We start from the raw sequence: 16,110 nt of genomic DNA, 5'->3' as shown, positions 1-16,110 counted from the left end.
ACTGAAATTTGGATCCCTATCGTTAAGAAACTTAGATCTTAGAACACTGAAAGCAACACGAGTGCATACCACTACGTGTTGCTTTTTTCATTTACATTAAACTATCCTGCCAGTTACTTAAACGAACGAAAAAGGAGCTGCCGCCGAGCAAGCTCCTCACTATCGTTCCCCGTTAGTTCAGCGAGGCTACCGTTATTTTCAGCTTACTAGGTGGGTCTAACGCTAGCTTGATAAAGTAGAAACATAAAACACTTATGTCAGGGAAAGAAAAAAATCGTAACAATCATTAACTGTTTGAATTCTGAAGATTCACAATTCAGGCAGGCTATCCCACAATAGATAACTATTTATGAGACGGCTCATTATCAGCTATAGCCGCGTTCCTGCTTTGATAGGTTTTTAAATAATGGTTCTTACCCGTCTGGATCCATCGGCAATTCGGAACAAGCGGGTTTTTGCGAAGCTGAATGGTCAATTCATTTAACAATCGAGCAAGGGCGGATTGCTCTTGTTCATCGATCAGAAACTCGATGCCGTACTGATAAACTTGGTCTTCCAGTTCCTGGAACCAAGCGACAACCCCCTGAAATACAACCGTTGTTCCCATGATCACCGTTACAAATTCAATAATGATTTCGCGATTGACCGGAAGCTTGACTACGGATAGAAAACGTAACCCACCAAGCCCAATGTCCTCAATTAGCACCTCTGTTTTACCGAGTTCTACCTGCTTGTCTTTAATCTGAATGATCGTCATGTCCGAACTTAGTCCAAAATGAAAGGGAACACGAAAAAATTTCCGTTGGTTATCAATCATTTGATCTGTTGTCGGTTTTGACGAATTGAAGTGTAGAATACCGCGTTCTAACATTTCAGCCATTTTGATGGAGGGAACGGGTTTACTGTATAGGTAGCCTTGGACTTGGTCGCAATTTATTCTGCGAAGAATAAGAAGCTGCTTTTCTTGTTCGACTCCCTCGGCTGTCACGTTTATATGAAGACTTTTGGCCAGTTGAATGATATTTTTTAGAATAATGAAATCCTCAGAATCGAAGCTAAGGTCATGAATAAAAGATTTATCGATCTTGATAGTGTTTACTTTAAAATATTTTAAATAGGATAGAGAGGAGTACCCTGTTCCGAAGTCGTCAAGCGCAATGGTAACCCCCATGCTTTGTAGATGCTGCATAGTTGAAATTGCCGATTGCTCGTTTTCCATCAGTATATTTTCGGTGATCTCAATCTCCAGCCATTTCGGATTCAGACCCGTTTCATTCATGATTCCGTCTATATGATGGAGAAAATCTTTCTGCATAAATTGATGGGCCGATATGTTAACCGAAACGGGAACGGACGGCAACCCTTGTTCTTGCCATGCTTTGTTTTGTTTGCACGCCTCTTGAATGACCCATTTGCCTATGAAAATAATGAGCCCGGCTTCTTCGGCCAAAGGAATAAACTCGTCCGGAGAAACGAGCCCCCACTCCGGGTGGTTCCAGCGGATGAGTGCCTCTATGCCAACGATTCGGCCTGTATGCGCATCCAGACGAGGCTGATAATATAATTCAAGCTCATCCTGCAGCAGCGCTTTCCGAAGATCTCTTTCAAGCAAAAATGTTTTATAAGTTTGGATGCTCATCGATGAATGATAGATCAGGTAATTGTTCTTTCCTTGCTCTTCGGCGAGGTACAACGCAGTATCCGCATTTTTCATGAGCGATGGGGCATCTTCCCCGTCGTTCGGATACATGCTGATCCCTATACTAGTGGTGATGTAGAGCTCATATTCGTCCAAGATAAACATGTTATCAATAGATTCTACAAGTTGTTTGGCGACATCAATGGCATCGTTTATACGTTTAACATTCGGCAGCAACAAAGCAAATTCGTCTCCCCCCAGGCGGAAGAGCATCCCTTTATCCTGTACGCATTGCGACAGTCGGTCCGAGATCTGTTTCAGCAAGCGGTCGCCAATCGAATGACCTAACGAATCATTAATGTATTTAAATCGGTCCATGTCCAAATACATGACAGCCAGCTTCTGCTGGTTCCTCTTCGCTTCAGTTAATGCTTGATCTAAGGTGTTTTTAAACGAGCTGCGATTTGGCAACTCGGTCAGTTGATCATGAAAGGCCAAATATTGATTTTTTTGTTCTGCTTGTTTTCTCTCCGTAATATCGCGTCTTACGGTCACAAGGCCTTTTCGGCTGCCATCTGGATTGAAAATTGGAACCTTGATGACATCATAAAAACTTGTCCGGCCATCAGACGTGGCAATCTTATCTTCATAACGGGTTAACTCACCGGATTCCCATACCCGTTGATCGGAAGTTGTGCATGTTGACAAAAATTCTCGACATAAATCAGAATACTTCGACATCTCGAAATCAGTTTTCCCTTCATAGGCAACGTCGCCAAGCTGATAGGAGGATAATGCGAACGTGTTGGCCTTTAGCCATCGGCCCTCACCGTCTTTAAACAGAATGAAATCCGGAATGGCGTTAATGAGTGTGTGCAATTGTTCTTTGTTGTCGACAAGTCGCTCTTCCAAATCGATGATATATGCTGTATTCCGATCTCCAGCGTTCATATCAAGAAGTGTACCAATAAAACGGACGGGATTCCCGTTATTGTCGCATATCCAATCCCCCTGGGAATGAACCTTCCGCACAGATTTGTCCGAAAGCATAAAGCGATGCACGATGTTGAACTGTATTCTCTTATGCAATGCTTCACTGAATTTTTCTTTCACCGCCGCTTTGTCATCCGGGTGGATCAAAGTCCAAAATAGATCGGAAGCATTGCGAAATTCACGATCGGAAATCCCTAGCACCCGGTATATGTTATCGGACAAATAGATCTCGTTCGTACTCAGATCCACATCCCAATTACCCAATATGTCAGGCATCATCTGCTTGAGGTGCACACTTTGATTGGAAAAATCATTTTGCTGCTCGATAAAGGCGGAATTTTTCGACAGCCCTTTTTTTGTTGGGCGAAACAATTGAAAGAAAGCCATGATTACCTCTCCAGATTCTTATTTATAAAAGAAAAAAAAGCATCCCCTCCTCTAATGGAGAGTTGCTTGATTCACCAAAACTCGTATGTATCAGCAACTGGCTGGCATCGTGCACACGTGTACATTTTAGCCCCTATAGCTTTGCGTCCCCATTTTTCAATGGGTTTGCCCTTATATGTTATTATCATTGTAAAAACTAGAGGAGGATCTTCTGCGAAACTTTTATCCATTATAGTCCATAAATACCATAACTACAAGTTTTTATGGATCTATATACCTAGGTCAAAAGTAGTTTTTTTGAAAAGAAGCATCCCCCACCGCTTTTTTTTCGGGATGTTAGTTCATACTAGTGCTCGATCTGCACAAACTCACCCTTATTTATTCAGCTATCGATGAGCTTTTTGAACAGACTCTAATAGTAATTTTTTCATGAGCAGCAAAAAGAGTGCTACGAAATAGCACTCTCGTACTATGATTCGGTTATCAAGCCGCTCTCACGTCCACATATCCTTTGTGTTCGATCATTCGAACAGGAGGGTAGTCCAAGTAGCTTTCTTCCCAAATCCCCTCCCACTCCTCCCAAGTAAGGCCCGGATTAAGCGATTGTTGCTCGAAGAAGTGGTACTCCATGGACGCATCCTCAAGCTCCGACTCTTTCTCCATATCGGATTTTAGCCAATCAGGGGTTTCCAGCATTTCGTCCTCTGTCACCCATTTCATCGCTGGGTAGACATCGTCTTTCCCGAACTTCGTCAGGTCTTTAAAATCCTTACCTGCACCAGTGCAATCGTCAATAAAATGAGCAGGCCACCGCAGTGTCCGCTCATCCATGTATATTATTCAACTAACATGTCCCGTTAACATTCCTGTAGGTGTTAGTAGATTCAATTTGCAGAAAAACGAACGCCTCGCTAGGATGAGTATGTACTGGGTTGCAGCCCTCAGAACTCACCTTAGGAGGCGTTATTATGAAGTCTAGACTAACTAAAGCTCAAAATCAACGTGTAGAACGTGTTTCCACTTCTACGCTTGTCATTGGCATCGACATTGCCAAGGAAAAACATGCTGCTCAAGCTACTAACTTTCGAGGTATTGTCCTCACCAATCGCCCCATTATGTTTTCGAACGACCATGCGGGCTTTGAGCATTTAATAAGCAGTATTCGTAAATTACAGAACATGCACATCTTGAATGACGTCATTGTGGGAATGGAGAGTACCGTTCACTACTGGTTCAATCTCGCTCATTGGTTGATGAATCAAGGGATTTCTGTTGTTCTTGTTAATCCAATGACGACCAAACGCAATAAGGAAAACAGGGATAACTCTCCATCTAAGAATGACCCAAAGGACGCTTTGGTCATTGCCGATGCAGTGAGCCGCGGGTTTTATACGCGCTTCTCTCCAAAGGAAGAAGCCTTCCGCCGCTTACGGGTTATTGTCACAAACAGAGAGCATTGGGTGGTTAAATCCGGACGGATTAAGAATAGAAGCCACCGCTGGTTGGATATCCGTTTTCCAGAATACTGCAAAGCGTTCGAAGATATTTTTAGTCCGCGTTCATTAGCCACTTTGCGTCGTTTCCCAGCCCCATCTGACGTATTGCAGTTAACTCCGGAGCAGATGGTGCAAACCTGGGGAGTTTACATGGCTAGACCTGGCGGTGTGCGAGGCAGGAACAAGGCTATCCAGCTCCAAACACTCGCTAGACATAGCGTTGGAGACGCTACTGCCCTTGAAGAAGACAAATGGGAACTTAGGCACCTCATCGAAGAATATGAACGAATCTGCCACATCATTGATGAAGCGGACGAGATCATTAAAAAGCTATTGCCCGAGATCCCCTGTTCTGATCTCGTTCGATCCGTCGGTGTTTCCGTTCCCGCTATGGCTGCCATATTCGCATTTGGCGGGGACTTACGTAAGCTGTCTCATGGAAATCAGTTATTACGAAAAGCTGGATTAAACTTAGCGGAACGTAGTTCTGGTAAGTATAAGGGGCACATTAAGCTAACCAAACGAGGAAACTCGTTACTACGGAAGCATTTGTACTTCTCAGTGTTTCACCTCTTATCTCACAATCGTGCATTCCAAGCCGTGCATGCACACAATATTGAAGTAAAACGAATGACGAAAATGCAATCCATGATGAAGTTGATTGGGAAATTGGCACGAATGATCGTAGCCGAGATAATCTTTTTTCAACACATATCCTGCAATACCATCAACACTTCCTTTATGGATTAAGTCAGGTAGCATTTCAACAGAGGTGGCTTCTTCAGCAGAACCGTATGTCTTTCCATTTTCATTTTCAGGATAGTTAGGAGAATTTATGTGGCTTTGATTAATCGTACTTTTAGCATATGTGCTTTGGAATGCCATTGCACCTCCCACTACACAAACTATAAAAACAACACCAATCAATATTCTGATGCTTTTAAAATACATCCTCACTTTGTTCACTCCCTAAATGGCCGTTCGTCTCGTCTGTTTCACTTCTTATGCGTCACCAAATAATGGAAAGTTAGATGAGCAGGCTACCTCAGTGCCTGCTCATCATGTATGATATTCAACTATCGATACCTGCTAGCTTAATGATCGAATGCCCAGAAGCTTGAACGGCCGAATTTAGAGAAATATCGTGTTTAATAATAATCATTCTGAATCGATGGTAACTGTTCGAGTTTTTTGATCCCAGCTTACTTTGGCTCCGGCAGCCTCAACAAAACGAAGACCGACATAGAACATACCATCTGGGGCTAAATAGGAACTTTGATTAAGTTGAATAGATTCATCATTAATGTAACCTGTCATTTTATCCGCAATTAGTTTGATTATCAAACCATCCTTTACGGCAGTGACACTTTTTCTTTATTATCCCACTCAACGGTCATGCTAAACTTTGTGAATATAGGACGAAATGGAATCATCTTGAGATCTGAAGGAAGGACTTCACCGTCAAAGATGACCTTCGCCGTTTCCGCTCTGCATATGCCGTTGAAAATACCACAAAAAGTGAAAAAACAACTATGATGATAGAAAGTAAATTGCGAATCTTTTTCTGAGTTTACACAAGTTTCATTTGGATACTGGCAAAGGGATGAAGGAAGAAAAAGCGTATATAATCATAAGTAAATTCCAATAATAGAACCAGACCTGAATAATAGAAAGGTGATCAAATGCTTGAAAATGGTAAAATATCAAGTCGTCAATTGATGATTTTATGTTTTTTTGTAACGATTGGTGACGCTATCTTAGTTCTTCCCGCTATTCCAGCCGTTGTAGCCAAACAAGATACTTGGATTTCGGCCATTTTTAGCGTCGGAATTGGGTTGTTAGTGTTACTTTTATTCCTTGCTCTAAACAGACGGTCCCCTAATTATACATTGATAGAAATGAGCGAAAAAATTTTTGGAAAATGGATCGGAATGTTTATCTCTCTTCTATATGTATATTATTTTTTACTCGTTGCAGGAGAGTATCTAAGGGAAATAGGTGATTTTTTTACGACTCAAATGATGCCCCAAACACCCATCCTATCCTTACTTATTCTTATTATGGGGATTGTCTTGATGGGAACCCGCCTTGGATTAGAACCTATGGCTCGATGCGCGGAAATCTTATTCCCTTTTTTTATATTGTTCTTATTGCCAATAATTGTCTTTCTTTTGCCTAGCGCTCAGATTGAAAACCTGCAACCTATCCTAGAAGATGGATTTAAACCAATACTTCGAGGATCATTAACTTTTATCACTTATCCTTTTTTAGAACTTGTTATTTTTTTAACGATTCTCCCATATGTATCTCAAAAAGCACGAGTGAAAAAGAGTTTAATTCTAGGGGCAATGTTAGGAGGACTTGTAATAATTCTTATTTCAACTGTTTCTATTCTTGTACTAGGTGCCGATCAAACCAGCAGGAATCTATACCCAATCTATACATTAGCTAAAAAAATAAATGTTGCCGATTTTATCACAAGAATAGAAGCTGTGTTAACATTTGCATGGTTTATTACAATTTTTCACAAACTTAGTCTGCTTTTTTATGCAGCAACATTAGGGCTGGCTCAAACGTTTAAATTAAATGAATATCGTTCACTTCTTTTTCCTTTAGGAATAATCGTAATCGTCTTATCAATCATTATTGCTCCAAACATCGTCTACTATAATAATGTGATTTCATACTTCCACCCATTCTATACCATGACCATGTGTCTGTTCATTCCGTTATTCATGATAATAATTACTGGAATTAAAAGAGGATGACAAAAATAAGTGGATAGTTATGAAGTCAATTCGCATGATAAAGCACGAAAACCTCTTATTGTTTTAACTACTAAGTAGTCCCGTTAACCCCCTGCCTCTACTCCCCTAAGTACACTTAAACAGAACGATTGTAACGTGAATATTAAACTGTAGAAACAGGTAATAACAGGGAAAGAATGTGATGATCTATAATAACCAATTTTTTAAGCTATGCTGCCCATTAGCATTCCTGTAGAGCGTTAATTATCAGCTTTGCAAAAAAAGAAGCGCCTCGGTACGATGGGAGTACGCAACGGGTCATAGCCCTAAAAAATCCCATCATCCAGGAGGACGCTCTACTATGAAGTTTAAATCGCAAGCGAGACAAAATCAACTCATTGAAAAAATTACTGCTCAGCATTTAGTTGTCGGGATCGACATCGCCCAGCAGATGCATGTTGCGCGCGCTGTAAATTTTCGTGGCATCATCATCGGAGACTACTTATCCTTTTCCAATGACGAGGAGGGGTTTCACAATCTTTTGCGTTGGATTCAAAATCTGCAAACCACCCATCGTTTAAGCGCAGCCATCGTCGGGATGGAACCTACCGGGCATTACTGGCTTAACGTCTCTCGGTGGCTCACAGAACACCATTTTGAAGTCGTTTTAGTCAATCCGCATCTCGTCAAAAAGAACAAAGAGAATCGCGACAATACGCCTTCAAAGAGTGACAGAAAGGATGCACTTGTTATCGCCGACATGGTCAAGAACGGTTACTACTCAGAAACTCGCACGACCCCCGAAGCATTCGAGGATCTGCGTGTGCTTCTCTCTAATCGTGACTTCGTCGTGAAGCGGCTTGTTAGTGCCAAAAACCAGATCCACCGCTGGGTTGACGTTGTTTTCCCTGAACTACGCCACGTATTCAAGGACATCACCTGTATCGGTTCCATTGCTACGCTTCGCCTCTTCCCTACTCCAGCGGAGCTCAGTAAGCTGCAGCCTCAGAACTTGATTCAGGGATGGAAAACCATCATGAAACGGCACTGTGGTGCTAGAAAAGCAAAAGCACTCATCGAGCTGGCCAACCATTCTGTAGGATCTCAGTCAGCTACGCATTACTACAAACTTCACTTGAAACAATTGCTCGCCGAGTACGACCTTGCTTACGAACAGCTATAGGTTGTGGAGAAGGAAATTTCAACCGTATTAGAACGCATTCCCTTTGCAAAATCCATCCTCGCGATTAAAGGGATTAGTGTCATTTCATTAGCTGGTATTTTAGGTGAGGCTGGGGACTTAAGCGGATTTGTTCACGGAAATGCTTTGCTGCGTCATGCAGGACTTAACCTCGCAGAAGCGAGCTCAGGCAAATGGACAGGGCAAATGAAGATTAGCAAACGCGGACGATCCCGCCTTCGCCGTTTCCTCTTCATGGCTACTATGAGTTTGGTCATGAACAATTCGGAGTTTCAAGCGATGCATGCATACAATGTGCAATTCAAGAAGATGAAGAAAATGAGGTCCATTATGAAAATATGCGGTAAAATGGCTAGAATACTAGTCGGGATGGCACGCAGCGGTAAAGCCTACATGCCACAAAAAACGTTACCGCTCTTGCAAGCAGCTTAACCATACCACTCGTTTCGTTGTACGAGTTTTGGCTTATTCGCAGGATTTCAAAGAAAGCACGGAGTACCGGATTCATTAAACCAAAGGGCACCGACCCGTACCGTTAGCAAGCCCGGCCTCCACCCCTTGGATAGGCGTAACGAAGGAATGAGAGGGCACTGACCCGTTAAGACATGGGAGTGAAAACCTCCAAGGGCGGCGTGGAGAATGCGTGCAGTAAATGGAAGTATATGGGGCGTCAATAATCCCCCTTTATTCCCATGCGCCTTCATGTTGCCGAAGTCTAACACGGCGTTCCCTTTCTTGTCTTTCAGCCCTTACCAACCGGGCGAAATCCTGCGAATAAGCGAGCATTCGTGAGAAAAACACATCGTACCAAGGGAGTTTAATGTCGTTGATGCCATCATTTTACCATACGATTCTTTCCAGCTGGTTAAGCAATCGGACCGGTACCGTTGATCATGGCTAACGATACATGTTCTTATCCATTTCGGATATGGATATAGGTTCGTATCCTACTACTACGATATTTTCCGGGATTTCACATTCTAGGTGGTGTACATTAATGAACGTATTTATAAAACCTTAAGTACATTTCATCTATTTCACTTCTAATTCCAATAATTGATGTATAAAAAGAAAAAAAATCCACAAAATAACTTCACATCCAGTTAAGGAGTGAACATACATGAGCAGAAAAAGTTTAGTCGTTCCACAAGCACAAGCAGCACTTGACCAAATGAAATATGAGGTAGCACAACAGTTTGGAATTCAATGGTCTCCAGATGGTTACAATGGGAATATGACTACTCGTGATGCAGGTACTATTGGTGGAAACATCACAAGAGCTTTAATTCAAATTGCAGAACAATCCCTTGGCTCAGGGGCAAAAAGATTCTGATTTAATATTAAAAAATATCCCTCCTCAATCTCATAAAGAGACTAGGAGGGCTATTTTAAATTTTACTTTTTATTGTTTTCAAGTTCTTCAAAAGCGCTAACCAGTAAACGAAAGAAGCTGCCGGCCTTGCAATCGGAAAGCTTATTGTTGTTCAACTAACGTTACCCGTCCCTCGGTTTTAAGGGTTTAGTTCAATTAAGTCGGTTAATCTCAGCCTCGTTGCAAGACTTTGTGAAGCATACGTGGTTCATCATTTAATAAGCAACTAATAAGCTTCTCTCCGTAGATAGTTATTGTTTCTTCCCAAGGGTGACCTAAAATCCCCCATGAAAAATCCCTCGCGAGAAAGAAATGATAATCTCCATCTGGATGAATGGAAATTACCCAATCTCCATTGTTGACTCTCCAAGGGACATGTCTGGGGAACTCCTTTCGTGCATCCACCAAATAGCAATCATGTTGCCAATCTAATGCGTATATAAGTTCTCCAGGCTAGTTGCATTGTTAAAACGCTATAATGGCTTTTTCCTCGAAGTCTCTAACGAATTCTTCTGTTTGAAAATTAGATATATCATATTTGACGAACGGGGTTGGGAGGTTATACGCAGGAAAAATTGTGGTGCTTGGTTAAAAATGAAATGCCTTATAAAATCTTTACCACACTATTTCCAAATCGTCTTTTTCTAATATCGCCCAACCACTCATTCTTACACCCCTTTTAATATGTGAGGGAACGTCCTTTTACAAATTATATCAAAACTTAAGATTATTGCGTTAAACTGGTTTTTGAGTAATATCATAAATAAATTCGTTCAAATAATCTACGATAATCAAATGTTTTCTCAGCGTCTTCTCGTGAATAAGATTCAATCTACCGTTGTCCATCCTTCCCATCTTCTCGGCAAGTTGCTCATTGTTATGCGTCCAATCTACATTCTTCAGGATGTTCAAGCAGGAAACCCAGTCCCCTTTATATGTGTCGTTATCTTGTACAAGATAGCCGTGTGCATACAAAGCAATCGCCTCCTGCATCACTCTGCTAGATGAAATAAAGCTCGTTAGTCCTGGCTGCTCAGGCATATGTGGAAGAATTGTGTTCATAAATTGATGAAGAAGCTCTATATGAACCGCCGGATCCTTGCGGATGCGCCGAGCTAGCTCATAGGAGGGCTGCATTTTGCCCGTAAAAAGTATGGAGGCCGTCGCGTATAGCCAGCTATAGCAAGTATAATTTTTGTTGAATGCCGTTAAATTGTTGCGGCTCTCAATGCCGGCTGTCTTTAGCAGCTCATTGTAATCCGCAACCTGCTGAATGACGGTGTTAAGCGGGTCACTACCGTCGAAAGCATGCCCTAGCTCTTTGCTTACTAACTGTACCTTAGAGTTAATGTCACCGAATAGCTGTTTCTCTTCCTCCTCTCCAAGGCCGATATAGAGTTGGACGGACAGCTCACTCTCCAACAGGTCGAGCCTCCTAGATTCAAGCTGTGCTAGTAGCCCCTCTGTCTGCTCTAGCTCTTCACGAAGCTCATTATTCTCAGGTGATTTCCGGCATTTAACCTTGAGCTTCATTACTTCACGCTCGTACTTCCGGCTTTCTTTATGCAATTTCTCATTGGTATGCCCAAGCGCTTGTATCCGATGCTGTCCGTCAAGGATGCTCAGCTTCCCTCCGTGAAGAAGGACGAGATGGTCTCCCTCTTTCGCGAATGCGCTTACATCTCTCAGTGAGAGCGTGACGGGTCCAAAGAAGACATGATCCAATTCACGTTCCTGCAGGTAATGCACAATTTTTTTCCGCTGACTGCCGCTTAATTTTCGTTGCACCATCGGATCGATAGCCGTATAGTTCAGCAGATCATGAACCTTGAGCGACACCGTTGCCATTCCGTAACGTTCGCAATAGGGGTGAATTGTCATCCGTAACCGTAATCCGTCCATTAGACTACATCCTCCTTGTCTACCAGAAGCAAGATGTGCTGATCATTATAGAAATCGCAAACATATTGGTAAGCTTTCATAATCCGACTTCTGCGCGGCAACCGGTCCTTCTCATCATCTTTGTAAATAGCTTTCCAGTCGATATGGCTAAAGATCTTAGCGGCGTAAGTAAGTGTATAAACGTTGAACTGTAATGTCTTGAACGCTTCCTGATGCAGAAAAAGCGCCAGGGCAATCTGAATATTTTCAGACCAGCATGCCTCGCGACGGTCCGGTTCCGGCAATGAGTCAATCAGTATGCCAAAGTACAGCGACGCTTGTATTAGATGCTGCTCCAGCACTTCTTCCGAATAATGGTACCCATTACTTTTCACATTGGCTTTCATACGGCCTTCGAATAAGGCTACCAGTAATTCGATCAGGAACGAATATGAGAAAAGATGTTCTTCATCTTTGCCTCGTTCGGAATATATATCAGTTGGGAGTCTTTTCATAACGTCATACTCTTGTACTAGCCTAGAGGCCATTATATGGTAGAACCGTCGTTGATCGCGTAAAACAGCAAGATTTCCACCGATCTTGCGCGGAAGCTTGTTAATATCGGAAAAGAGCTGGCGTTCCTGTTTGGCGTTGATATCGAGATAGATCATGACGGAGACCGGGAATTCGTAGAGCTTGCGGAGTTTGTTCTTTATCTCTTCGACGCGTTCGTATTCTCTACGATCCTTAGCCCTTGCAAGGTTGCTTTGCAGCGTCTCCATTACTCGACGGAATGCGGCCAGCCGGTGCTGCCCGTCTACGACATAACACTTTTCCATTGGCTGTAGACTATACATTCCGGTATCTGCAGCATAGTGACCTGTACCACGGGCTGACAGGATGATACCAGGAAAATAGATGTTTTGATCATGGTCTAAATATAAGAGAATATAATCGATTAAGCCGGACACATTCTTGGGTACTAGTTGCCTTTGAACCTCTAAGTCAATTTCATAAATGGAAAACAGCTTGTTCATCGGTATTGTTGCAGACAAGGTGGACTGCCCGAAGGTTCTTGCCGCCTGACTCGGTATTTCCATGAACGAGCTGGTCAATCCGGATGTCAATAAATCAGATAACGAATTAATAGATTCCATATCCTTCCTCCATTCATGATTGGTTATTACAGAGTAATCACAGACCTAATATTGTAGTAAAAAAGATTCCGCCATTCCTACCCCAATAATATTTCTAGATTAACATGAAATGTCCTTTAATTGAGGTCAAAAAGATCGCTGTTATCGTACTTTCCTCCTTACGTCTATAAGGTGATTTATATTTCAAATCCTTCACATACTTGCGTAATACATTTGAAACCTTTTGACCAGGATGTTGAGCTATTCTGCCAGTGAGCTTAACAAAGAACGGGAGCAGCTGCCGTCTGATATGCTCCCTATACGGTAGACAGGTGAAATAATAAAAAGCCTGCTACTGTGAGGGGAGCATATCAGACTTTATTTTCTCGTCTATAGCTGCCGCTGATTCTATTATTGGGGTCAGTCAAGAAACGGTACATTTGTTGGTTGAATACGGTTGAATTATCGTGAATTGTGGTATACTTATGATAAGGAGGTGTACCGTATGACAAGGGTAAAAGATACTTTGCGTAACATTTTGGTGAAGGTGGAAACGGGAAATGTGACGCTTGAAGAAATTCATATGGCACAGTCGATTTTGGAATCGTCGGTTATCATCTCTACCCCTCGCATCCGTAACAGGACTGCTCACCCTCGCGTCAGACAACATGCGTTCAAATTGGCGGCAGAATCCAATTCGCAGCAAGAGGAATACTTTACGGTACAGGAAGTGGCCGAACGCTTTAAAGTCTCGGATAAGGCCGTGTATAAATGGGTTGAGCAAAACAAGATTAAGTATGAACGCTCAAATGAAAACAGTCGGGATATCCGGATTCCGAAGTCACAGTTCAAAAATCCTCCATCCCAGGCATTAGTTAATCGGCGGGAACAAGAGTTGTTCAAAGATGCTTTTGAAATGGAACTCATCCGCCGCAAAGAGCTATACCATGATGAGGAATAACGATGAACAATAGCATTAAAATTATCATTTGGGACGGGTGCATACTCGCCGACCGGTTTATCTATCGAAATCATCGTGTTCGAAAAGAATTCGACCGGCTGTACGATATGCACCTTAATGGTCTTGTTGAATTTTGCTTACCTAAAGCAGTACAAGCAGAATTTTACGGGTTGTTGCGCTCCGGAGGCATAGCAATCCGAACCGAACCAGGTGGCCCGATGAAACCAACTGCTTTTGAACATACCGATCTTATGGCTCTATTTATAATGTTTCATGGTATTTTTAATATGAAGTTTTTAGATTCACTGAAGGATCTGCCTTGGCCAAAGTATAGCGACGGCTATAAACAGATTGTCGAGGAGATATTGGAAAAAGAATACGGATGGACCCAAAAGGGACAAGATGTAATAGAAAGACACTTGGGAATGACAATATCTTCGTTGCAAGAGTTAGTATTCCAGCAACGGGGACGAAAGAAACCGTTAAAGGATGTCGATGACTATCCTGTTATGGCGTCTGCCGTTTTACATAATGCGGACATCATCGTGACTTATAATCTCAAGGATTTTATCGATCCGTTTGGGCAAATTCGTGTCATGAATCTGGATATGTTCCTTTCGCCTGAAATCCAAGAGGATTTATTCTAAAGTGACCATAAAGGGGTCACCTCACGAAACGGGAAAAATCGTACTCTAAGCAATTCATTACATGAAAAAACCGTACCCTTTATTCTACAAAGGAATCCGGTTTTCGTAATAGTTTAGCTAGTACTTATTGAGCTATCGTTTCCCGTTAGTGGAATAGGCATTTATATTTAGCAATTTTTTTCTAAAAAATAAATGAAATGTACATATTTAAAGAAGAGCGTTCCACGTGGGAACGCTCTTCTTTATGCTGAAGCTTTAAAGGAGCACGACTTCCTGTAAGGTCATCGCGTACTTTCCGCCCGGAGGGTTCGTTTCCTGGTCTTTGGTGAAGTTTCCAGAATAGCATAGCCACAGCCTGCGGCCGTCTTCACTTTGCACAAATTTGGACGGGAAGTTTAGAAAATATCCCTGAACCCCGAATTTCTCCATGAAGCTGACCATGCGCCACGGTCCCGTTAGCGTGTCCGCCTCTAAGATGTACGAGTTCATCGTGTCTGTGGTCGGCCAACCGTCCGTTACGCACATTATATACTTGCCGAGCGGGGCATTATAGGTGACAGTGACGCAGCCGCAGCGGTTGTTCCAATCCACAATCGGGCGCGCCTCATCGTAGCTAGAAGACCAGATCGGCTCGGCATTATTAACATCATGTCCCGCGAAAAACTCGTATTTCGACGCATCGTTCATGTTTTCGAGGCTAGGCTTCACACGCGCAAGATAGATCTGGTCGCCCGAAATCCAGCTTAAGTTCGCGAAGCGAGGTTCCGGATCATCCTCGACGGCGCCGTGACCGACTAAATAAGCATAGCCATCCGGCGAGTGCATCATGTTACGGCCGAAATCAACAAAGTGAGGCGCCCCCAGCTTGAGCGGTTCGCCATTCACCGTATTTTCGCCAAATAACGGACGTTCCGGCGTGTGTGGGCTCTCCTCCCAGGTTTCGCCGAAATCCTTCGAAACGCGGAATCCTACGAGAGGTCCAAGCCAGGGCCAATTATATGCGTGCCCATCTTCCGGACCAGAGCTCGGATAACTGAGACAGTACGTGCCATAATACCAGATGCCATCATGAACGAGGCTGCCGCACGGATACCGGCCGAGGTACGGCGCCGGGTTTCCTTCCGTTTTGCCAAGGTTGATGATCTTCAAATCTAATGGATCTTCGCCTTCAATACGGGCTTGTCCCGTCGACGCGCTTTCTTTCTTTGGTTCTTCCCTATCGAAGGAAAAACAGTCCATTTCCTCGATATTGCCGTCCGTCCAAGGAGAGTAAAGGTGTCCGTCCGAAGCCCAGGACGGATACCAAGTATCCGCGTCTGTATAAGTTGCGTAACGTCCTGTGAAGGCAATTCCCTTGATCGTCTCCGATTGCGACAGCGGACAATTCGCGGGGGGATTGGAAGACCAAACTTTCATTTCTCTATTTTTCAAGATCGAAGCCTCCTGTTCGCTAAGTGCGACTTATGATGTGATCGATCGATCTCACGACTGGGAACAACATCTTGATCTTGCGTCCCGTCTGACGGCGGCGTGTGCCCTTTCTTGAGTACGGTGCCGCCCTCGATCTCGTTTCTTGGTTTGTGCAATGATTAACATATTGTTTCCATCGAATTCCCTAACCAACTAGACGAGGAGTTTTTCAATTTTTCC

11 protein-coding genes, 2 pseudogenes and 1 riboswitch are annotated in these 16,110 nt (G+C 43.0%); of the genes and pseudogenes, 6 read left to right on the top strand and 7 right to left on the bottom strand.

Annotated features, from left to right (window positions below; genetic code table 11):
- Positions 1 to 343: 343 nt before the first annotated feature.
- Positions 344 to 3,019: an EAL domain-containing protein gene (locus tag AC0YN6_RS29850; protein WP_475751798.1), complete on the bottom strand. Its 2,676-nt coding sequence runs from the start codon at positions 3,017 to 3,019 to the stop codon at positions 344 to 346.
- Positions 3,020 to 3,108: 89 nt separating this feature from the next.
- Positions 3,109 to 3,199: riboswitch (cyclic di-GMP riboswitch) on the bottom strand.
- Between the two features lie 303 nt (positions 3,200 to 3,502).
- Positions 3,503 to 3,850 carry a hypothetical protein gene (locus tag AC0YN6_RS29845; RefSeq protein WP_475751796.1) on the bottom strand — a complete coding sequence of 116 codons (348 nt, stop codon included), beginning with the start codon at positions 3,848 to 3,850 and terminating at the stop codon, positions 3,503 to 3,505.
- Positions 3,851 to 3,987: 137 nt separating this feature from the next.
- On the opposite strand from AC0YN6_RS29845, the gene AC0YN6_RS29840 reads away from it, so the two are divergent.
- Positions 3,988 to 5,265: an IS110 family RNA-guided transposase gene (locus AC0YN6_RS29840; RefSeq protein WP_475751794.1), complete on the top strand. Its 1,278-nt coding sequence runs from the start codon at positions 3,988 to 3,990 to the stop codon at positions 5,263 to 5,265.
- Between the two features lie 408 nt (positions 5,266 to 5,673).
- Here the strand turns inward: AC0YN6_RS29840 and AC0YN6_RS29835 are convergent.
- Positions 5,674 to 5,874 (bottom strand): annotated as a pseudogene (locus AC0YN6_RS29835) (stalk domain-containing protein); the annotation flags it as partial.
- A gap of 323 nt (positions 5,875 to 6,197) precedes the next feature.
- Here AC0YN6_RS29835 and AC0YN6_RS29830 point away from each other — a divergent pair.
- The 3 genes and pseudogenes from AC0YN6_RS29830 (at position 6,198) to AC0YN6_RS29820 (ending at position 9,796) form a co-directional block, all read left to right on the top strand.
- The gene (locus AC0YN6_RS29830) at positions 6,198 to 7,283 is read left to right on the top strand and encodes a GerAB/ArcD/ProY family transporter (protein ID WP_475751792.1); all 1,086 of its coding nucleotides are present in this window, start codon (positions 6,198 to 6,200) and stop codon (positions 7,281 to 7,283) included.
- 340 nt (positions 7,284 to 7,623) lie between these two features.
- A pseudogene (locus AC0YN6_RS29825) lies at positions 7,624 to 8,895 on the top strand (IS110 family RNA-guided transposase).
- Positions 8,896 to 9,583: 688 nt separating this feature from the next.
- Entirely contained in the window at positions 9,584 to 9,796 is a 213-nt protein-coding gene (locus tag AC0YN6_RS29820) for a small, acid-soluble spore protein, alpha/beta type (RefSeq protein WP_475751790.1), read from the top strand.
- 210 nt (positions 9,797 to 10,006) lie between these two features.
- Here AC0YN6_RS29820 and AC0YN6_RS29815 read toward each other — a convergent pair whose 3' ends face one another.
- The 3 genes from AC0YN6_RS29815 to AC0YN6_RS29805 all read right to left on the bottom strand — a co-directional run bounded on the left by AC0YN6_RS29815 (position 10,007) and on the right by AC0YN6_RS29805 (position 12,873).
- A complete protein-coding gene (locus tag AC0YN6_RS29815; protein ID WP_475751800.1) occupies positions 10,007 to 10,276 on the bottom strand; it encodes a DUF2716 domain-containing protein in 270 nt (89 codons plus the stop codon).
- 294 nt (positions 10,277 to 10,570) lie between these two features.
- Positions 10,571 to 11,737, bottom strand: a complete 1,167-nt coding sequence (locus tag AC0YN6_RS29810) for a DNA sulfur modification protein DndB (protein WP_475751788.1) — start codon at positions 11,735 to 11,737, stop codon at positions 10,571 to 10,573.
- Positions 11,737 to 12,873, bottom strand: a complete 1,137-nt coding sequence (locus AC0YN6_RS29805; protein WP_475751786.1) for a DNA sulfur modification protein DndB — start codon at positions 12,871 to 12,873, stop codon at positions 11,737 to 11,739. The genes AC0YN6_RS29810 and AC0YN6_RS29805 overlap by 1 nt, the downstream gene beginning before the upstream one ends.
- A gap of 484 nt (positions 12,874 to 13,357) precedes the next feature.
- Here AC0YN6_RS29805 and AC0YN6_RS29800 point away from each other — a divergent pair, with 484 nt between their 5' ends.
- Together AC0YN6_RS29800 and AC0YN6_RS29795 are read left to right on the top strand one after the other, a co-directional pair.
- Positions 13,358 to 13,813 (top strand): helix-turn-helix domain-containing protein, encoded by a 456-nt coding sequence (locus tag AC0YN6_RS29800; protein WP_475751784.1) that lies wholly within the window; start codon positions 13,358 to 13,360, stop codon positions 13,811 to 13,813.
- Positions 13,814 to 13,815: 2 nt separating this feature from the next.
- Positions 13,816 to 14,460: a hypothetical protein gene (locus AC0YN6_RS29795; RefSeq protein ID WP_475751783.1), complete on the top strand. Its 645-nt coding sequence runs from the start codon at positions 13,816 to 13,818 to the stop codon at positions 14,458 to 14,460.
- Positions 14,461 to 14,715: 255 nt separating this feature from the next.
- On the opposite strand, the gene AC0YN6_RS29790 is transcribed toward AC0YN6_RS29795, so the two are convergent.
- Positions 14,716 to 15,891, bottom strand: a complete 1,176-nt coding sequence (locus AC0YN6_RS29790; protein ID WP_475751782.1) for a DUF4185 domain-containing protein — start codon at positions 15,889 to 15,891, stop codon at positions 14,716 to 14,718.
- Between the last annotated feature and the right edge of the window lie 219 nt (positions 15,892 to 16,110).

The sequence above is a fragment of the Paenibacillus sp. J22P15 genome (assembly GCF_056269345.1).
The sequence above is the reverse complement of the archived record's forward strand: the minus strand, read 5'-3'. Positions and strand labels throughout refer to the sequence as shown.